Source organism: Streptomyces sp. NPDC048018, from assembly GCF_043202995.1.
Classification (GTDB): Bacteria; Actinomycetota; Actinomycetes; order Streptomycetales; family Streptomycetaceae; genus Streptomyces.
On record NZ_JBIDBK010000003.1, the window covers coordinates 863108 to 881162 of the forward strand.

Annotated in this window: 17 protein-coding genes; 11 read left to right on the forward strand and 6 right to left on the reverse strand. The window is 72.4% G+C overall.

Annotated features, from left to right (window positions below; translation table 11 throughout):
* Positions 1–29: 29 nt before the first annotated feature.
* Positions 30–1631, reverse strand: a complete 1602-nt coding sequence (locus tag ACGF1Z_RS15065) for a peptide-N4-asparagine amidase (RefSeq protein WP_393003832.1) — start codon at positions 1629–1631, stop codon at positions 30–32.
* A 384-nt stretch (positions 1632–2015) separates the two neighbouring features.
* Positions 2016–2807 carry a metal-dependent hydrolase gene (locus ACGF1Z_RS15070; protein ID WP_393003834.1) on the reverse strand — a complete coding sequence of 264 codons (792 nt, stop codon included), beginning with the start codon at positions 2805–2807 and terminating at the stop codon, positions 2016–2018.
* A 95-nt stretch (positions 2808–2902) separates the two neighbouring features.
* Between ACGF1Z_RS15070 and ACGF1Z_RS15075 the strand changes: the two genes are divergently transcribed.
* Positions 2903–5476, forward strand: coding sequence for a DEAD/DEAH box helicase (locus tag ACGF1Z_RS15075; RefSeq protein ID WP_393003836.1), 2574 nt, complete (start codon positions 2903–2905; stop codon positions 5474–5476).
* A 190-nt stretch (positions 5477–5666) separates the two neighbouring features.
* A complete protein-coding gene (locus tag ACGF1Z_RS15080) occupies positions 5667–6530 on the forward strand; it encodes an acyl-CoA thioesterase (RefSeq protein ID WP_393003838.1) in 864 nt (287 codons plus the stop codon).
* A 59-nt stretch (positions 6531–6589) separates the two neighbouring features.
* Here ACGF1Z_RS15080 and ACGF1Z_RS15085 read toward each other — a convergent pair whose 3' ends face one another.
* Complete coding sequence (locus ACGF1Z_RS15085) at positions 6590–6811, reverse strand: DUF6011 domain-containing protein (protein WP_393003840.1); 222 nt, start codon at positions 6809–6811, stop codon at positions 6590–6592.
* 35 nt (positions 6812–6846) lie between these two features.
* Here ACGF1Z_RS15085 and ACGF1Z_RS15090 point away from each other — a divergent pair, with 35 nt between their 5' ends.
* A complete protein-coding gene (locus ACGF1Z_RS15090) occupies positions 6847–7329 on the forward strand; it encodes a glutathione peroxidase (protein WP_393003842.1) in 483 nt (160 codons plus the stop codon).
* Entirely contained in the window at positions 7322–8107 is a 786-nt protein-coding gene (locus ACGF1Z_RS15095; RefSeq protein WP_393003844.1) for a putative protein N(5)-glutamine methyltransferase, read from the forward strand. Before ACGF1Z_RS15090 ends, ACGF1Z_RS15095 begins: the two co-directional genes overlap by 8 nt.
* A gap of 94 nt (positions 8108–8201) precedes the next feature.
* Here the strand turns inward: ACGF1Z_RS15095 and ACGF1Z_RS15100 are convergent, their stop codons facing one another.
* On the reverse strand, positions 8202–9572 hold the full coding sequence (locus tag ACGF1Z_RS15100) for a cytochrome P450 (RefSeq protein WP_393003846.1): 1371 nt from the start codon (positions 9570–9572) through the stop codon (positions 8202–8204).
* A gap of 218 nt (positions 9573–9790) precedes the next feature.
* Here ACGF1Z_RS15100 and ACGF1Z_RS15105 point away from each other — a divergent pair, with 218 nt between their 5' ends.
* Positions 9791–10258, forward strand: coding sequence for a VOC family protein (locus tag ACGF1Z_RS15105; RefSeq protein WP_393003848.1), 468 nt, complete (start codon positions 9791–9793; stop codon positions 10256–10258).
* A 272-nt stretch (positions 10259–10530) separates the two neighbouring features.
* Here the strand turns inward: ACGF1Z_RS15105 and ACGF1Z_RS15110 are convergent, their stop codons facing one another.
* Positions 10531–11763, reverse strand: coding sequence for an acyl-CoA dehydrogenase family protein (locus tag ACGF1Z_RS15110; protein ID WP_393003850.1), 1233 nt, complete (start codon positions 11761–11763; stop codon positions 10531–10533).
* Positions 11764–11938: 175 nt separating this feature from the next.
* Between ACGF1Z_RS15110 and ACGF1Z_RS15115 the strand changes: the two genes are divergently transcribed.
* Positions 11939–12589, forward strand: a complete 651-nt coding sequence (locus ACGF1Z_RS15115; protein WP_393003852.1) for a TetR family transcriptional regulator — start codon at positions 11939–11941, stop codon at positions 12587–12589.
* Positions 12590–12767: 178 nt separating this feature from the next.
* On the opposite strand, the gene def is transcribed toward ACGF1Z_RS15115, so the two are convergent.
* Positions 12768–13328 (reverse strand): peptide deformylase, encoded by a 561-nt coding sequence (gene def / locus ACGF1Z_RS15120; RefSeq protein ID WP_393003854.1) that lies wholly within the window; start codon positions 13326–13328, stop codon positions 12768–12770.
* A 114-nt stretch (positions 13329–13442) separates the two neighbouring features.
* On the opposite strand from def, the gene ACGF1Z_RS15125 reads away from it, so the two are divergent.
* The 5 genes from ACGF1Z_RS15125 (at position 13443) to ACGF1Z_RS15145 (ending at position 18023) form a co-directional block, all read left to right on the forward strand.
* Complete coding sequence (locus ACGF1Z_RS15125) at positions 13443–14684, forward strand: MurT ligase domain-containing protein (RefSeq protein WP_393003856.1); 1242 nt, start codon at positions 13443–13445, stop codon at positions 14682–14684.
* 32 nt (positions 14685–14716) lie between these two features.
* On the forward strand, positions 14717–15445 hold the full coding sequence (locus ACGF1Z_RS15130; protein ID WP_393003858.1) for a type 1 glutamine amidotransferase: 729 nt from the start codon (positions 14717–14719) through the stop codon (positions 15443–15445).
* Positions 15446–15622: 177 nt separating this feature from the next.
* A complete protein-coding gene (locus ACGF1Z_RS15135) occupies positions 15623–16648 on the forward strand; it encodes a 6-phosphofructokinase (RefSeq protein ID WP_393003860.1) in 1026 nt (341 codons plus the stop codon).
* Between the two features lie 113 nt (positions 16649–16761).
* Complete coding sequence (locus ACGF1Z_RS15140; RefSeq protein ID WP_393003862.1) at positions 16762–17712, forward strand: cytochrome c oxidase assembly protein; 951 nt, start codon at positions 16762–16764, stop codon at positions 17710–17712.
* A gap of 101 nt (positions 17713–17813) precedes the next feature.
* Positions 17814–18023, forward strand: coding sequence for a hypothetical protein (locus ACGF1Z_RS15145; protein ID WP_393004205.1), 210 nt, complete (start codon positions 17814–17816; stop codon positions 18021–18023).
* Positions 18024–18055: the final 32 nt, after the last annotated feature.

Here is an 18055-nt window from a genome sequence, read left to right on the forward strand (position 1 = left end):
GGGCGGGGGCACCGCACGGGTCCACCGCTTCAGCAGCGCCGCAGGTCCTCGACGAGGGTGCCCTGGACGCTCTTCAGCGCGCGGTCGTAGCAGCCGTCGGAGCCGTACAGGCGGTAGCGCTCGGTGCTGGTGCCGATCGCGTGGCGCTGCTCGCGCGGGACGCCGAGGGTGAAGGAGGCGTCGCCGGTGGAGGTGTCGTCCAGGCGCGACCAGGACAGGCGCCTGCCGTCGCGCACGACGGTGACGTCGGCCCGGTCACCGAGGGTGAGGACGGTCCGCAGCCGGTCGCCGGCGCCGATGCCGATCTCGCCGTCCATGGTGTACCGGCGGTGGGTGCGGGTGGTGGTCCGGCCCGCGGTCACGGTCTCGTCGTCGGTCCAGTAGGCGCTGAGCGCGTCCGGGTTCTCGTCGGCGCCCCAGCGGTGGGTGGACCGGTGGTCGACGGTGCGGGTGACGGTGGTGGCGACCCGTCCGTGCGAGGTGTCGACGTGACCGGCGACGGTGAGGGTGTGGCCTCCCGCGGTCTCCAGGACGTCGGGCGAACCGGCGGTGTGGACGGAGGAGTTGCGCGGCGTGCCGGCCTCGTGGCGGTCGAGCGCGCCGGTGACGACCGCACGGCCCTCGTCCTGCCAGAGCAGCACGTTGGTGGGCACGCTCCAGCCGGTCCCGCCGGTCGGGACGCCGGCCACGGAGACCTCCACGCGGTGGGCGCGCCCGTCGTTGAGGACGCCCGCGAACGGGGTGAGGTCGTAGACGATCGGCCGGACGTCGAAGGCGCGCGGCGCCGGGGTCACGTACCAGAGGAAGGGGTTGGACCAGCCGCCGGTCCAGACGTGCGGGAAGGGTGCGGCGATCCCCGCGAGGCGCCCGTCGACGGATATCCGCACCTCGCGGTACGGGCCGTCGGTGGCCTTGCACGAGTAGGGGGCGTCGTCGGGGACGGTGAGGTACCAGAACTCCTCGCAGCCGCCGCCCGAGCCGGTGGCGTACACCTCGGCGAGGATCCGCTCGGTGTTGCGCGGGGTGGTGAGGGTGGCGCCGGTGAGCGGGAGGACCCGGTCGGGGGTCCCGGCGGCGGGCCGTACCCGGCCCTGGGCGGTGTGGAAGGTGAGGGTGACACGGACGTCGAGGACCCCGGTGTACGTCTCGTCGACGACGTTTCCGATGAGCATCTCGACGGGCTGCGGGCGGCTGAGCGTGTCGCGGTAGCGGGTGACGTCCTTCTCGACCGACCAGGTGATGCCGTCGGGCGACGGTTCCGGGGTGGAGGTGCGGAGGATCTCGACGCCGCCGACGGCGAGGTGGCCGAGCCGGTCGTACTGACGCCCCTTCACCTTGCCCTCCAGGCGCAGGACGACCTTGTTCCAGCGGGTGCCGCACTCCTTGGGAGGGGTGTAACTCCCCTTGTACGGGGTGAAGTCACGGAACGCGGCTTCGGCGAGGGTCACCTCGCAGCTGCGGGTGCCGGGCGTGGCGACCGGTGGCGCCGCGGTGATCGGATCGTGCCAGTCGGTGCCGAACTCGGCCGGCGGGGTGGGGGCCTCGTCCGCGTGGGCCGCCGGGGCGGCGAGCAGCAGCCCGGCGGCCAGGCTGAGGCCGCCGATCACGCTCATGATCTTCCGTTGTCTCATGGGTGGTGAGTGAAGCGCGGGGCCGCTCACGCGGTCCAGAGGGCCTGGGCCCGGGTTGGCGGGATCTGTGCCCGGTTGCCGGAAATCCCGGGTGCCGGAGAACCGATGGCCGGCGACTGCCCGGCGGGGCGGGCCTGGACCGGCCCGGGACCTCGCCGGACCGGTCCGGGTCCTCGGTCGACGGCGCTGGGACAGCATGCGGATTCGCGATCTTCCGTTCGCCGGCCCGGGAGACCCGGACGTCCGCTCGGGCCCCGGTTGCTGCTCTGGCCCGGCCGGTCACGGCTGGGCGGACAGGTGAGACCGGCCCCGCGCACCGGCGGCAGGCTCCGCGCGGGCGCCTGAGCCTCGGGCCCGTGCCCTGGTCCGGTCGGCGGACGGGAGCTACAGATACCCCAGCGCCGAGGCCCCGCCCACGCCGCCGAGCAGCATGAACACGGGCATCAGGACCTTCAGCTCGACCCAGCTGCCCGCGCGGAAGCGCAGCGCCTTCGGCGGGCCGACCGGGTACCAGCGCTTGCGGCCGACCGGTATGGGCCACAGGATCGGGCAGCCCGAGACCGTCAGCGCGTCGCCGACGTCGTGGACGAGGGCGCCCAGGACGATCGGCAGCCCGAGCCACAGGTACTCCTGACCGGGCTCGGTGAAGAGCCAGCCGGCACCCTGGCCCGGCTGGTCGAGGACACCCGCCAGGATCCAGGCGCTGGTGGCGCCGAGCAGCCACACCAGGACGTCACTGGACATCCGGGCGGCCCGCCACAGCAGGCCCTCGACCGCCAGGACCAGGTGGACGAAGAGGATCGCCAGGACCGCCCAGCGGCCGCCGGTCACCGCGGCCACGGAGCAGCCGCCGCCGACCAGGACCGCCCAGAGCCAGGTGTGGGTGAGGGTGCGGTGGCCGCCGGAGCGGCGCGGGTCGTGGGAGGAGCGGGTGGCCTTGTACACGGCGTACGACAGCTTGTCGACGATCTCGCAGAGGGCCCGTGAGACGGGCCCGAAGGCGCGCGAGATGGTGGCCGACTTGTGGTCGAGGTCGGGCGCGAGGGCCGCGCCCGCGCAGATGAGCGCTCCGACGACCAGAACCGGCCACGGCATGGGGTGGTCGAAGGCGGCGGCGGCCGCACCGGCGCCCAGCCAGGCCGCCGCTCCGGACAGCGAGTGCGCCGGTCCCATCATGGTCGTTCCCGCCCCGTTCCTCTGACGCCGGCGCCCAGTTGACGACCGGTCGTGCGACCGGTCCTGCGACCGGTCGACGGGCCAGCCTATCGTCCGTGATCTTCGATCCGGTGGCCGGTTCCCTCATCCGTACGGAATCCAGGCAAGATGGGGGCGTGACCCTTATCGATCAGCTGCCGCCGACCGCCGACCCCGACGCCCTCTTCGAGGCCTTCTCCTCCTGGGCGGAGGACCGGGGCATCACGCTCTACCCTGCCCAGGAGGAGGCGCTGATCGAGGTGGTCTCGGGGGCGAACGTGATCCTGTCGACCCCGACCGGTTCGGGAAAGTCGCTGGTCGCGGCGGCGGCCCACTTCACGGCGCTGGCCAATGACCAGGTCACGTTCTACACGGCGCCGATCAAGGCGCTGGTGTCGGAGAAGTTCTTCGACCTGTGCAAGATCTTCGGCACCGAGAACGTCGGCATGCTCACCGGCGACGCGTCGGTGAACGCGGACGCCCCCGTGATCTGCTGCACGGCCGAGGTGCTCGCCTCCATCGCGCTGCGCGACGGCCGGAACGCCGACATCGGCCAGGTCGTGATGGACGAGTTCCACTTCTACGCGGAGCAGGACCGCGGCTGGGCCTGGCAGATCCCGATCCTGGAGCTGCCGCAGGCACAGTTCGTCCTCATGTCGGCCACGCTCGGCGACGTGTCGATGTTCGAGAAGGACCTGACCCGGCGGACCGGGCGCCCGACGTCGGTGGTCCGCTCGGCGACCCGGCCGGTGCCGCTGTCGTACGAGTACCGGCTCACCCCGATCACGGACACCCTGACGGAGCTCCTGGAGACGAAGCAGGCGCCCGTCTACATCGTCCACTTCACGCAGGCGCAGGCGGTGGAGCGCGCCCAGTCGCTGATGAGCATCAACATGTGCTCGCGCGAGGAGAAGGACGCCATCGCCGAGATGATCGGCAACTTCCGCTTCACCACGAAGTTCGGCAAGAACCTCTCCCGGTACGTCCGGCACGGCATCGGCGTGCACCACGCGGGCATGCTGCCGAAGTACCGGCGTCTGGTCGAGAAGCTGGCGCAGGCGGGCCTGCTGAAGGTCATCTGCGGTACGGACACCCTCGGTGTGGGCGTCAACGTGCCGATCCGCACGGTGCTCTTCACCGCGCTCACAAAGTACGACGGCAACCGGGTGCGCACGCTGCGCGCGCGGGAGTTCCACCAGATCGCGGGCCGGGCCGGCCGGGCCGGCTTCGACACCGCGGGCCTCGTGGTGGCGCAGGCGCCCGAGCACGTCATCGAGAACGAGAAGGCGCTCGCCAAGGCCGGCGACGATCCGAAGAAGCGCCGCAAGGTGGTCCGGAAGAAGGCCCCGGAGGGCTTCGTCGGCTGGACGGAGAGCAGCTTCGAGAAGCTGATCGCCGCCGATCCGGAGCCGCTGACCTCCCGCTTCCGGGTCACCCACACCATGCTGCTCTCGGTGATCGCCCGTCCCGGCAACGCCTTCGAGGCGATGCGCAAGCTCCTGGAGGACAACCACGAGCCGCGCCGGAACCAGCTCAAGCACATCCGCCGGGCCATCGCGATCTACCGCTCGCTGCTGGACGGCGGGGTCGTGGAGCGGCTGGACACCCCGGACGCCGAGGGCCGCATCATCCGTCTGACGGTCGACCTGCAGCAGGACTTCGCGCTCAACCAGCCCCTGTCGACGTTCGCGCTCGCCGCCTTCGACCTGCTCGACCAGCAGTCCCCGTCGTACGCGCTCGACATGGTGTCGGTCGTCGAGTCGACGCTCGACGACCCGCGGCAGATCCTGCACGCGCAGCAGAACAAGGCGCGCGGCGAGGCGGTCGGCGCGATGAAGGCCGACGGTGTCGAGTACGAGGAGCGCATGGAGCGGCTCCAGGACATCTCGTACCCGAAGCCGCTCGAAGAGCTGCTGTGGCACGCGTACAACGTCTACCGCACGTCGCACCCGTGGGTCGGCGACCACCCGGTGTCGCCGAAGTCCGTCATCCGCGACATGTACGAACGGGCCCTGACCTTCACCGAGTTCACCTCCTTCTACGAGCTGGCGCGCACCGAGGGGATCGTCCTGCGCTACCTGGCGAGCGCCTACAAGACGCTCGACCACACCATCCCGGACGACCTGAAGACGGAGGACCTGGAGGACCTGATCGCCTGGCTGGGCGAGATGGTGCGGCAGGTCGACTCCTCGCTGCTCGACGAGTGGGAGCAGCTGGCCAATCCGGAGCTGGAGTCCGCGGAGGAGGCCCAGGAGAAGGCCGACCAGGTCAAGCCGGTCACCGCGAACGCCCGCGCCTTCCGGGTCCTGGTGCGCAACGCGATGTTCCGCCGGGTGGAGCTGGCGGCGCTGGACAACGTGAACGAGCTCGGCGAGATGGACGCGGAGTCCGGCTGGGACGCGGACGCGTGGGGCGAGGCGATGGACGCGTACTGGGACGAGTACGACGACCTCGGTACGGGGCCGGACGCGCGCGGTCCGAAGCTGCTGTCGATCGAGGAGGACCCGGCGCACGGCGTCTGGCGCGTGCGGCAGACCTTCGCCGACCCGAACGGCGACCACGACTGGGGCATCAGCGCGGAGGTGGACCTGGCGGCCTCCGACGAGGAGGGCCGGGCGATCGTCCGCGTGACGTCCGTCGGACAGCTGTAGGCGCAGACGCCCGGACGAGCGCGGGCCGGGGAACGGTGCCCGGCGCGTGCGGGCGCGAGGCGGAGGCGGGAGCCACGGCGGAGCCCTGGCCGGCGACGGCACCGCGGCAGACGTGCGTGCCCGGCGCCGCGAGCCGGGCATGATCCGGAAGGCACGGCCCACCCGTACAGGGACCTGGAGGAGGAGCACGGTGACGAACCCCGCCGAGAGACTCGTGGATCTGCTCGATCTGGAGCGGATCGAGGTGAACATCTTCCGCGGCCGCAGCCCGGAGGAGTCTTTGCAGCGTGTCTTCGGCGGGCAGGTCGCCGGCCAGGCACTGGTGGCGGCCGGCCGCACCGTGGACGACGAGCGCCCGGTGCACTCGCTGCACGCGTACTTCCTGCGCCCGGGCCGGCCGGGGGTGCCGATCGTCTACCAGGTGGAGCGGGTGCGCGACGGGCGCTCGTTCACCACCCGCCGGGTCACCGCGGTGCAGGAGGGCCGGACGATCTTCAATCTGACGGCCTCCTTCCACCTCCCCGAGGAGGGCGCCTTCGAGCACCAGCTGCCGCCCCGGCACCTCACCGACCCGGAGAGCCTGCCGAACCTCGCGGACGAGGTCCGCGACCACCTCGGCGTCCTGCCGGAGGCGCTGGAGCGGATGGCACGGCGCCAGCCCTTCGACATCCGCTACGTCGACCGGCTGCGCTGGACGAAGGACGAGGTCCGCGGGGCGGACCCGCGCAGCGCGGTCTGGATGCGGGCCGTCGGCCCGCTGGGCGACGACTCCCTGGTGCACACCTGCGCGCTCACCTACGCCTCGGACATGACCCTGCTCGACGCGGTCCGGATCCCGGTCGAGCCGCTGTGGGGCCCCCGCGGCTTCGACATGGCGTCCCTGGACCACGCGATGTGGTTCCACCGCCCCTTCCGCGCCGACGAGTGGTTCCTCTACGACCAGGAGTCCCCCATCGCGACGGGCGGCCGCGGGCTGGCCCGCGGCCGGATCTACGACCTGGAGGGGCGGCTGCTGGTGTCGGTGGTCCAGGAGGGACTGTTCCGCAAGCTGTAGGACACCCGGCCGGGTGTCCTGGACGCCGGGCAGGGGGTCAGGGGACGCCGGGCAGGGGGTCAGGGGACGCCGGGCAGGGTGTCCTGCTCGACCTCGTGGCGCCGGGTCCGGATCTCCGGCCCGGGCGGGTGCAGCTTGGCGTCGCAGGCCGGGCCGAGACCGGATCGGCGGGACGACGCGCCGGTCAGCGGGCGGCCGCACAGCCGGCACCGTACCGGCGGCGGCCCGGTCCGCTCCCCGGGTGCGGAATCGATGTCGATTGCCAGCGGTTCATCTCCCATGCTGAGATCAAACCTCATTCCGACGAGGAGCAGTCATGAGCCTGTACGACATTCCGCTGAAGACCCTGAGCGGCGACCCGCTCTCGCTGGCCGACTACCGGGACCGTGCGGTCCTGGTCGTGAACGTGGCCTCCAAGTGCGGTCTCACCCCGCAGTACGCCGGTCTGGAGCGGCTGCAGAAGGAGTACGGGGACCGCGGCCTCACCGTGCTCGGCGTGCCCTGCAACCAGTTCGCGGGCCAGGAGCCGGGCAGCGCGGAGGAGATCGAGACCTTCTGCTCCACGACGTACGGCGTGAGCTTCCCGCTCCTGGAGAAGACGGACGTCAACGGTGACGCGCGCCACCCGCTGTACGCCGTGCTGACCGAGGTCGCGGACGCCGAGGGCGAGGCCGGCGACGTGCAGTGGAACTTCGAGAAGTTCCTGATCGGCCGGGACGGCACGGTCACCCGCTTCCGTCCGCGCACCGAGCCGGAGGCCCCGGAGGTCGTCGCCGCCATCGAGGCCCAGCTTGCCTGACCCGGGGGTGGTGGAGCGGCTGCGGGCCGCGGGCTGTGTCTTCGCCGAGGAGGAGGCGGAGCTGCTGCACGCGGCGGCGGCCGGTCCGGCCGAGCTCGACGCGATGGTCGAGCGGCGGGCCGCGGGCCTGCCCCTCGAGCACGTCGTGGGCTGGGCCGAGTTCGGGGGGTTGCGGATCGAGGTCGACGCCGGGGTGTTCGTCCCGCGTCGGCGTACGGAGTTCCTGGTCGCCCGGGCGGTCTCCCTGGCCCGGCCGGGGGCCGTCTGCGTGGACCTGTGCTGCGGCTCCGGCGCGGCGGGCGCGGTACTGCTCGCTTCGGTCGAGGGTGCCGAGGTGTACGCCTCCGACATCGAGCCCGCGGCGGTGCGCTGCGCCCGCCGCAACGTGGAGCCGCGCGGCGGCAGCGTGTACGAGGGCGACCTCTTCGCGCCGCTGCCGGAGGGGCTCCGCGGCCGGATCGAGGTCCTGGTCGCCAACGTCCCCTACGTCCCGAGCGAGGACGTGGCGCTGTTGCCGGCCGAGGCCCGCGAGCACGAGCCGCTGGTGGCCCTCGACGGCGGCACGGACGGCCTGGACGTGCTGCGGCGGGTCGCGGCCGGGGCCGTGGAGTGGCTGGCCCCCGGCGGGCACCTGCTGGTGGAGACCAGCGAGCGCCAGGCCGCCCGGGCCGTCGCCGCGGTCACCGGGCACGGCCTGACGGCCCGGGTCCTGGAGGACGAGGAGCTGTACGCGACGGTGATCGTGGCGACCCACGGCCGGGCCGTACCCGGAGCGTAGCGCCGTCCGGCCGCGGCGTGGGCGAAGGAGCACCGGCCCGACGCGCACGCCGTGACGAGGCTCCTTCGCGGGCGGGGTTCGCCGGCCGACGCTCTCAGCGGGTCCGTGCCCTGATGCGGCAGCGGGCGGGGCCGAGTGCCTGGAGGGTGATCGCGGAACCGAGCGGCACCTGGGTGTCGATCGCCTCCAGTTCGTGGTCCCGGAGGATCATCGCCAGGGCGATCACGGATTCCAGCATCGAGAAGTGCTGCCCGATGCAGGCCCGGGGGCCGCCGCCGAAGGGGAACCAGGCGTAGCGGGGACGGGCGGCCTCGGCCTCGGGCGTGAACCGGTCCGGGTCGAAGCGCTCCGGGTCGTCCCAGTAGCGGGGGTGCCGGTGGGTGACCCACGACGAGACGATCACGTCCGCCCCGGCGGGGATCGCGTACCCGTCGATCTCGGTGGCCTCGACGGCCCGCCGCCCGATGGCCGGGGCGGCCGGGAAGAGCCGCATGGCCTCCTTGAGGACCCGGGTCAGGTACGGCAGGGCGTCGAGGTCGGCGGCCTCGGGCGTGCGGCCGGCGAGGACGCGGTCCACCTCCTCGTGGGCGCGCTTCTGCTCCTCGGGATGGCGGGCGAGCAGGTGCAGCGCGAAGCCGAGCGAGGTGGCGGTGGTCTCGTGGCCGGCGAGGAGGAACACCAGGACCTGCTCGCGGAGTTCGGCCGCGTCGAAGCCGCCGTCCTCGTCGCTGCCGGCGGCGGCCAGCAGGGTCAGCAGGTCCCGTTCGCCGCTGCCGCCTCCGGCCGCGCGCCGCTGGGCGATGATGCGGTCGCAGACGGCGTAGAGCTCCTCGTGGGCGGCGGCGGCCCGGCGGTTTCCGGGGGTGGGCCAGCCGCGCGGGAGCTTGCGGGGCGAGTAGCCGCGGCGGGAGACATAGGCGCCCATCACCGGGAAGCAGCGCTCGACGGTGCCGACGGCTGCCTCGACGTCGGTGCCGAAGAGGATGCGGGCGACCGCGCGGAGGGCGAACCCGGTCATCTCGTGGACGACGTCCACGGACTCCTCGCCCCCGGCCCGCCAGGTGTCGGTGAGCCGGGTGACCTCGGCGGCGACGGCGGAGGCGTAGGTGTCGACGCTGCGACGCGTGAACAGCGGCTGGACCAGACGCCGTTGGCGGAGGTAGTCGTCGTCCTGGCTGGTGAGCAGTCCGTTGCCGAAGGACTCGCGGATCTCCTGGTAGAAGGCGTTGTCCTTGCGGAAGTTGGCGGCGTCGCCGGCCAGGACCTGCTGGGCGCCCTCGGCGGAGAACACGCAGTGGACGATGCCGCGGGCGCCGGGCGGCCCGGCGCTGATCCGGACCACGTCGCCGTGGTCGCGGCGGGCCTTGAGGAAGGTGCCGAGCGAGTCGTTCTTGAGGTCGAGCAGTGAGCCGAGCAGCGGGATTCCGGTGAGTTCGGGTATCGCCCGCGCGGTGGTCGTCGCCATCGTGCCGTTCCCCCCTGAGAGCTTCGGTGGCGTGGTCGGTGCTCGTGACCGGATCGTCCGGCCGACGGTCTCCCGGTCGACGGGCCTTCCTGGCCGGCGAGTCCGCCGATCGGATCGCGTGATCGTGATCGATCTCGTGATCGATTCTGCCGCACGAGAGGACCGGCCGGTAGTCGGCGCGGCGGGCCGTTGTCAGTGGCCTCTGGAACGCTCTCCCCATGGACGCACCCGAGATGACCCTGCAGCTCACCGTCGACTGCGCCGAACCGCAGCGCCTCGTCGCCTTCTGGGCCGAGGCCCTGCGGTACGTGCCGGAGCCGCCGCCGGAGGGACACGCCAGCTGGAACGCGTACTGGCGGGCGATCGGCGTCCCCGAGGAGGAGCTCGGGGACGGTGCCGGGGCGCTGCCGGAGTCGATCGTCGATCCGCGGGGCACGGGCCCCCGGGTCTGGTTCCAGCGGGTCCCGGAGCCGAAGACGGTCAAGAACCGGCTGCATCTGGACCTGAAGATCGGCGGCGGGCGCACCGTCCCGCTCGCCGTGCGCCGGGAGCGGGTGGACGCCGAGGTGGCCCGGCTGACCGCGCTGGGCGCGTCCGTGCTGTACGCGATGGACGAGCCGGACGGGATGGACTACTACGCGGTGGTGCTCCAGGACCCGGAGGGCAACGAGTTCTGCGTCGTCTGACCCCGTCCGGCCGGTCCGGCGGCCCGGCCGCCGGGAGGTCCGGGCCCCGGGGGTACGGGCCGGGGGGTACGGGCCCGGGGGTACGCAGGACCGGGTTCCGGACCGACGGCACACGGAGGGCACGTCCGGGCCCCGAGGGCCGGTCAGGGCCCCCGGCGGCGCGCACGGGCCGCGGGGCTCCGCCCCGCCGGCTCCGGATGCGCCGCGCGCCCTCCCCGGGCCGGGGAGGGCGCTTCTCCGTGCGGGCCCGCGTTACCCGCGGCGGATCCGTGTCAGCGGATCGGCATGCCGGACAGGGTGCGGGCGATGACGAGGCGCTGGATCTCGCTCGTGCCCTCGAAGATCGTGTAGATCGCGGCGTCACGGTGCATCCGCTCGACCGGGTACTCACGGGTGTAGCCGTTGCCGCCGAGGATCTGGATGGCCTGGGCGGTGACCTTCTTGGCGACCTCGCTCGCGTACAGCTTGGACATCGAGCCCTCGGCGGAGGTGAAGGGCTTGCCGGCGGTCGCCATCCAGGAGGCGCGCCAGACCAGCAGGCGGGCCGCGTCGATCTGGGTGCGCATGTCGGCGAGCTGGAAGGCCACGCCTTGGTTGTCGATGATCGGGCGGCCGAACTGCTCGCGGGTCCTGGCGTAGTCGAGGGCGACCTCGTACGCGGCGCGGGCGGTGCCGACGGCCATGGCGCCGACGGCGGGGCGGGAGGCCTCGAAGGTGGCCATGGCGGCGTTCTTCACCCGCTCGCCGCCGCCGGCCTGCTTGGCCTTCTCCCGGGCCCGGGCGAGGCGCTCGTCGAGCTTCTCCTTGCCGCCGAGGAGGCAGTGCCCGGGGACGCGGACGTTCTCCAGGACGACCTCGGCGGTGTGGGAGGCGCGGATGCCGTGCTTCTGGAACTTCTGGCCCTGGGAGAGGCCCGGGGTGTTCGGCGGCACGATGAAGGAGGCGTGGCCCTTCGAGCCGAGCTCCGGGTCGACGACCGCGACGACGACGTGGACGTTGGCGATGCCGCCGTTGGTGGCCCAGGTCTTCGTGCCGTTGATCACCCACTCGTCCTTGGCCTCGTCGTAGACGGCGCGGGTGCGCATGGAGGCCACGTCGGAGCCGGCGTCGGGCTCGGAGGAGCAGAAGGCGGCGACCTTGACGTCGGCGGCGTCGCCGTACATCTGCGGTACCCACGTTCCGATCTGCTCTTCGGTACCGTTGGCGAGGACGCCGACGGCGGCGAGGCCGGTGCCCACGATGGAGAGGGCGATGCCGGCGTCGCCCCAGAAGAGTTCCTCCATGGCCATCGGGATGCCGAGGCCGGTCGGGTCGAAGAACTGCTGGGCATAGAAGTCGAGGGAGTAGATTCCGAGCTTGGCCGCCTCCTGGATGATCGGCCAGGGGGTCTCCTCACGCTCGTCCCACTCGGCCGCCGCGGGGCGCATCACGTCGGCGGCGAAGCCGTGGAGCCAGTCGCGCACCTGCTTCTGGTCGTCGTTGAGTTCGAGCGTGAACTCGGCCATGGTCCCTCCAGGCGATACGTTACTTGCGGTAACAGCAGTCTGTTACCGACGGGTAGGGGCTGTCAACCAGCAGCGGAGCGCTTCCCGTGAGGCAGCGGCCGAACGGCACCGAGTGCCGTTCGGGTGTTACGTTGCGGACAGCCTCAGGAATTCGCACGGGCGGGGAGAGACACTTATGGACACCACACACCGGACCACCACCGACCAGCAGAAGCCGGCCGACCAGCGGCGCCGGGAGCTGCTGGAGGCGGCGGACCGCGTGGTGCTCCGCGACGGCCCCAAGGCCTCCATGAACGCGATCGCGGCCGAGGCGGGGATCACCAAGCCGATCCTCTACCGCCACTTCGGCGACAAGGGCGGCCTCTACCGGGCCCTCGCCACCCGCCACACCGACGCCCTGCTCTCCGCCCTCCGGGCCGCGCTCGACGCGCCGGCCGAGCGGCGGCAGCGGGTCGAGTCCACCCTGGACACCTACCTGGCCTCGATCGAGGCCATGCCGCAGGTCTACCGCTTCCTCATGCACCCGGCCGAGGAGTCCCACCAGGCGGAGCAGGGCTTCGACGTCGGACGCCACTCCGCACCGCTGCTCCGCCGCATGGGCGAGGAGCTCGGCCAGGTCATCGCGGAGCGCGTCGACCTCGGCGCGGGCAGCGAGGCGCAGGCCCGCATCTGGGGCCACGGGATCGTCGGCATGATGCACGCCGCGGGCGACTGGTGGCTGGGCGAACGCCCCTGCTCCCGCGCCGAGTTGGTGCGGAGTCTCGCGGACCTCCTGTGGGGCCGGCTGGCGGCGGCGGGTGACCGGGCGGACGGGCCGGGGTTCTGACCCGGGCGACAGGCGGAGGACCGCGCTCGCTCCGCCGGCGAGACACGGAGTGCGGGGGCCGGCGCAGGGCGCCTTCGGGGCCGAGGACCGTGCCCCCTCCCCCGGTCGTCGGCGTGGAGCGCCCCGGACGGAGCCGCCCCGCGCCGTCCCGCCGCGCAGGCGCGGCCGCACCGGTGCGTCAGCCCTCCAGGACGGTCACGCCACCGCCCCAGGGCTCCTTCCGGATCGCCCGCAGCAGGCGGCGCCGGGCCCGTCCCGTGACGTGGTCCGCGTACACCCCGCCCTCCAGGTGATCGCACTCGTGCTGGAGGCAGCGGGCGAAGAAGCCCGTGCCCTCGACGCGGACCGGGGTGCCGTCGAGACGGACGCCCTCGACCACCGCGCGGTCGTGGCGCGGGGTCGGCGCCTCCAGGCCCGGCAGGGACAGACAGCCCTCGGGGCCGCGGAAGACGCCGCCGTCGGCCTCGACCAGCCGCGGGTTGACCACGTGGCCCAGGTGCCGCACGTCCTCGTCGTCCGGGCAGTCGTACACGAAGACGCGCAGCCCGGCCCCCACCTGGTTCGCGGCGAGGCCCACGCCGTTCGCCGCGTACATCGTCGCGAACATGTCCTCGACGAGGCGGGCCAGCTCGGGGCCGAAGTCGGTGACGGGCTCGCAGGGGGTGTGCAGCACCGGATCGCCGAGCAGGGTCATCGCTCGGACGCGGCCGGAAGTGCCGGGGATCAGGCGGTTTCGCATGGGCGCAAGGGTACGTTCAGGGGTCAGCCCATCCGCGCCACGGTGCCGCGGTTCGGGCTGCTGGCCGGATCTCGATAGGCTGAGGCCGGACCGACGCAAGGAGGAACAAGGACGATGTCAGGCAGCAACTCGGAGCCGCTGACGCCGCGCGCCAAGCTGGCCGTGACGGCGGGCAAGGCCGCCGCCGCGGTGTCGCGGGCAGCGGGACGCGGCAGCGGATCGGTGATCGGCGGCCGGGTCGCGCTCAAGCTCGACCCCGATCTGCTGGGGCGGCTCGCGCAGCACCTGGACGTGGTCCTCGTGTCGGCGACCAACGGAAAGACCACCACGACCCGGCTGATCGCCGAGGCCCTGCGGGCCAGCGGTCCGGTCGTGTCGAACGCGCTCGGCGCGAACATGCCGGCGGGCATCACCTCCGCGCTGGCCGGCGGCTCGGACGCCAAGTTCGGCGTCATCGAGGTGGACGAGAAGTACCTGGCGGGCGTCGCCCGGGACACCACCCCGAAGGCGATCGCGCTGCTCAACCTGTCGCGCGACCAGCTCGACCGCGCGGCCGAGACCCGGATGCTGGCCGAGAAGTGGCGCGAGGGACTCAACGGCACCAAGGCCGTGGTCATCGCCAACGCGGACGACCCGCTGATCGTCTGGGCCGCCTCCTCCTCCCCCAACGTGGTGTGGGTCGCGGTCGGCCAGGAGTGGAAGGACGACGCCTGGTCCTGCCCCGCCTGCGGCGGTGTGCTGCAGCGCCCCGGCGACGACTGGTTCTGCGGCGAGTGCGGCTTCCGCCGCCCCGCGCCGAGCTGGGCGCTCAACGGCGACCACGTGCTCGACCCGCACGGTTCGGCCTGGCCGATCCACCTCCAGCTGCCGGGCCGTGCCAACAAGGCGAACGCCGCGACCTCGGCCGCGGTCGCCGCGGTCTTCGGGGTGCCGCCGCAGGTCGCCCTGGAGCGCATGTACCAGGTCCAGGCCGTCGCCGGCCGCTACGACGTGGTCTCCTTCCAGGGGCGTGAGCTGCGGCTGCTGCTGGCGAAGAACCCGGCGGGCTGGCTCGAAACGTTTTCCCTGATCGACCAGCCGCCCACGCCGGTGATCCTCTCCGTCAACGCCCGTGGCGCCGACGGCACGGACACGTCCTGGCTGTGGGACGTGGACTACGGCCGCCTGGCCGGCCACCCGATCATGGTGATCGGCGACCGCAAGCTGGACCTCGCGGTCCGCCTGGAGGTCGCGGGTGTGGACTTCCGCGTGTGCGAGACGCTCGACGAGGCCGTCACGGTGGCCCCGCCCGGGCAGATCGAGCTGATCGCGAACTACACCGCGTTCCAGGACGTCCGCCGCCGCGTCGGCAACTGACCGCGCCTCGACCCCGCAGAAGGACTTGCAGCATGAGTGACAGCAGCCTGCGTCTGGTCTGGGTCTACCCCGACCTGCTCAGCACCTACGGCGACCAGGGCAACGTCCTCGTCGTCGAGCGCCGCGCCCTCCAGCGCGGCCTCAGCGTCGAGCGCGTCGACGTGCGCAGTGACCAGCCGGTCCCGACCTCCGGCGACATCTACCTGATCGGCGGCGGCGAGGACCGGCCGCAGCGGCTCGCCGCCGAGCGGCTGAACCGCGACGGCGGCCTGAGCCGGGCCGCGGCCAACGGCGCCATCATCTTCTCGGTGTGCGCCGGTTACCAGATCCTGGGCCACGAGTTCGTCAACGACGTCGGCGAGCGCCAGCCGGGCCTCGGCCTCCTCGACGTGACGACGGTCCGCGGCGAGGGCGCGCGCTGCGTCGGCGACGTGCTCGGCGACATCGACCCGCAGCTGGGCCTGCCCCAGCTCACCGGCTTCGAGAACCACCAGGGCGTCACCCACCTCGGCCCGACCGCCCGCCCGTTCGCCCGGACCGTGTTCGGCAACGGCAACGGCACCGGCGACGGCACCGAGGGCGCGTACAACGACACCGTGTTCGGCACCTACATGCACGGGCCGGTCATGGCGCGGAACCCGCAGATCGCGGACCTGCTCCTGAAGCTGGCGCTCGACGTGAACGCGCTGCCGCCGACGGACGACCGCTGGTACGAGGCGCTGCGCAACGAGCGCATCGCCGCCGCCACGCAGCCGTCCTGACGGCTCGGCAGCACTGCACGTCTGAGCACCCGTACGCACATGGGATTCGTATGTGAATGCGGTGTCCACTCTGCGGACGTTCGGTTCGGCCCCGCCACTCGGCACCGATAGGGTGGCGGGGATCCAGCCGGACGACGTGGTCCGGGAGTCGGCCCACGTTGCAAAGGTTTTTGGGCTATGCGCATTGGTGTGCTCACCTCCGGCGGAGACTGCCCCGGTCTGAACGCCGTCATCCGCTCCGTCGTGCACCGCGCCGTCGTCGACCACGGTGACGAGGTCATCGGCTTCCTCGACGGCTGGAAGGGTCTTCTGGAGGCCGACTACCGCAAGCTGGACCTGGACGCCGTGAACGGCATCCTGGCCCGCGGCGGCACCATCCTCGGCTCCTCCCGGGTCCAGCCCGCCCATCTGGTCGACGGCGTCGAGCGGGCCCGGGGCCACGTGGCCGACCTGGGCCTCGACGCGATCATCCCGATCGGCGGCGAGGGCACCCTGAAGGCCGCGAACCTGCTGTCGGAGGCCGGACTGCCGATCGTCGGCGTGCCGAAGACCATCGACAACGACATCGCCTCGACCGATGTCACCTTCGGCTTCGACACCGCCGTCACCGTGGCGACCGAGGCCCTGGACCGGCTCAAGACCACCGCCGAGTCCCACCAGCGCGTCCTGATCGTCGAGGTCATGGGCCGGCACACCGGCTGGATCGCGCTGCACTCCGGCATGGCGGCCGGCGCCCACGCCATCGTCGTGCCGGAACGCCCCTTCGACATGGACGAGCTGGCCGCCCGGGTCGGCGCCCGCTTCGAGGACGGCAAGCGCTTCGCGATCGTCGTCGTCGCCGAGGGCGCGAAGCCGCGCGAGGGCTCGATGGACTTCAAGACCGCCGGCACGGACATCTACGGCCACGAGCGCTTCACCGGCGTGGCCAACCAGCTCTCCGTCGAGCTGGAGCGGCGCCTCGGCAAGGAGGCCCGCCCGGTGATCCTCGGGCACGTCCAGCGCGGCGGTACGCCGACCGCGTACGACCGTGTCCTCGCGACCCGCTTCGGCTGGCACGCGGTGGAGGCGGCGCACCGCGGCGAGTTCGGGATGCTGACGGCGCTGCGCGGCACCGACATCGTGCTCGTCCCGCTGGCGCAGGCCGTGGAGACGCTGAAGACGGTCCCGGAGGGCCGCTACGCCGAGGCCGAGAACGTGCTCTGACCGCCTTCCCGCGCGGGCGTCACGCCACGAACCGCCCCCGGTCGCGATCGCGACCGGGGGCGGTTCTAGTCTGGTGCGGACAACAAGCGCGAATCGGGCTCCAGGAGTACGACATGGATCACAGCGGGCACGGCATGACGATGGACATGCCGCCGTTCACGCTGGGGCGGGCCCTGGAGTTCTCGCCCGACCTGTTCTTCCTCTTCGGCTGTCTCGCCGGGCTCGGCCTGTACGGCTGGGGCGTGACGCGGCTGCGTCGGCGCGGGGACGCCTGGCCGGTGAGCCGGACGGTGTCCTTCACGGTGGGCGTGCTGACCATCGCGCTGGTGATGTGCACCCGGCTCAACGACTACGGCATGGTCATGTTCAGCGTGCACATGGTGCAGCACATGGTGATCTCCATGCTCTCGCCGATCCTGCTGCTGCTCGGCGCGCCGGTGACGCTGGCGCTGCGGGCGCTGCCGGTGGCCGCGCGCGGCTCGACCGGCCCGCGCGAGCTGCTGCTGAAGCTGCTGCACAGCCGGTACATGCGGATCGTCACGCACCCGGCCTTCACCATCTCGATGTTCATCGCGAGCCTCTACGCGCTGTACTTCACTCCGCTCTTCGACTTCCTGATGGGGTCGCAGGCGGGGCACGTCGCGATGATGGTGCACTTCCTCATGGTGGGCCTGGTCTTCTTCTGGCCGATCATGGGCGTCGACCCGGGACCCCACCGGCCCGGCTACGTCATGCGGATGCTGGAGCTCTTCGCGGGCATGCCGTTCCACGCCTTCTTCGGCATCGCGATGATGATGGCGACCGAGCCGCTGGTGAAGGTGTACGAGAACCCGCCGGCCTCGCTCGGCATCGACGCGCTGACCGACCAGCACGCCGCGGGCGGCATCGCGTGGGCGTTCAGCGAGATCCCGTCCGTGCTGGTGCTGATCGCGCTGGTCTACCAGTGGTACCACTCCGAGCAGCGCCAGGCGGTCCGCAAGGACCGGGCCGCGGACCGGGACGGCGATCAGGAGCTGGAGGCGTACAACGCGTACCTGGCCTCGCTCCAGGGCCGCGGGCGGTAACCCTCCGTACCGGCGCACAACGGCGCGTCGCATGTCTGGCGCGCTCCCCCCTCGCGGGGCCACGATGGCAGGGTCGTCATGACTTCGAGGAGGGCGGAGCGATGATGTCCGGTCCCACGAAGACGATGGGTGTGACCACCCTCGCCGCGCTCGTGCTGATCACGACCTACACGGTGGCGCTCGGCAGCAGCGGCTGGCTCTGGTTCGGCTGGGTGGTGCTCGGCGTGGCCACCATCGGGATGGCGGCCGCCGACGCCGGCGAACCGTACGCCCGGCCGGCCCGGCCCGATCGCCCCGGACGCCGCCCCTGAGCCCCGTCCGGTCCCGGTGAGGACCGGGCCCC

Coding starts and splice junctions, on each gene's coding strand:
- ACGF1Z_RS15065 (WP_393003832.1), bottom strand. CDS start 1,631: ATGAGACAACGGAAGATCATGAGCGTGATCGGCGGCCTCAGCCTGGCC.
- ACGF1Z_RS15070 (WP_393003834.1), bottom strand. CDS start 2,807: ATGATGGGACCGGCGCACTCGCTGTCCGGAGCGGCGGCCTGGCTGGGC.
- ACGF1Z_RS15085 (WP_393003840.1), bottom strand. CDS start 6,811: ATGGGAGATGAACCGCTGGCAATCGACATCGATTCCGCACCCGGGGAG.
- ACGF1Z_RS15090 (WP_393003842.1), top strand. CDS start 6,847: ATGAGCCTGTACGACATTCCGCTGAAGACCCTGAGCGGCGACCCGCTC.
- ACGF1Z_RS15100 (WP_393003846.1), bottom strand. CDS start 9,572: ATGGCGACGACCACCGCGCGGGCGATACCCGAACTCACCGGAATCCCG.
- ACGF1Z_RS15105 (WP_393003848.1), top strand. CDS start 9,791: ATGGACGCACCCGAGATGACCCTGCAGCTCACCGTCGACTGCGCCGAA.
- ACGF1Z_RS15110 (WP_393003850.1), bottom strand. CDS start 11,763: ATGGCCGAGTTCACGCTCGAACTCAACGACGACCAGAAGCAGGTGCGC.
- ACGF1Z_RS15115 (WP_393003852.1), top strand. CDS start 11,939: ATGGACACCACACACCGGACCACCACCGACCAGCAGAAGCCGGCCGAC.
- def (WP_393003854.1), bottom strand. CDS start 13,328: ATGCGAAACCGCCTGATCCCCGGCACTTCCGGCCGCGTCCGAGCGATG.
- ACGF1Z_RS15125 (WP_393003856.1), top strand. CDS start 13,443: ATGTCAGGCAGCAACTCGGAGCCGCTGACGCCGCGCGCCAAGCTGGCC.
- ACGF1Z_RS15130 (WP_393003858.1), top strand. CDS start 14,717: ATGAGTGACAGCAGCCTGCGTCTGGTCTGGGTCTACCCCGACCTGCTC.
- ACGF1Z_RS15135 (WP_393003860.1), top strand. CDS start 15,623: ATGCGCATTGGTGTGCTCACCTCCGGCGGAGACTGCCCCGGTCTGAAC.
- ACGF1Z_RS15140 (WP_393003862.1), top strand. CDS start 16,762: ATGGATCACAGCGGGCACGGCATGACGATGGACATGCCGCCGTTCACG.
- ACGF1Z_RS15145 (WP_393004205.1), top strand. CDS start 17,814: ATGATGTCCGGTCCCACGAAGACGATGGGTGTGACCACCCTCGCCGCG.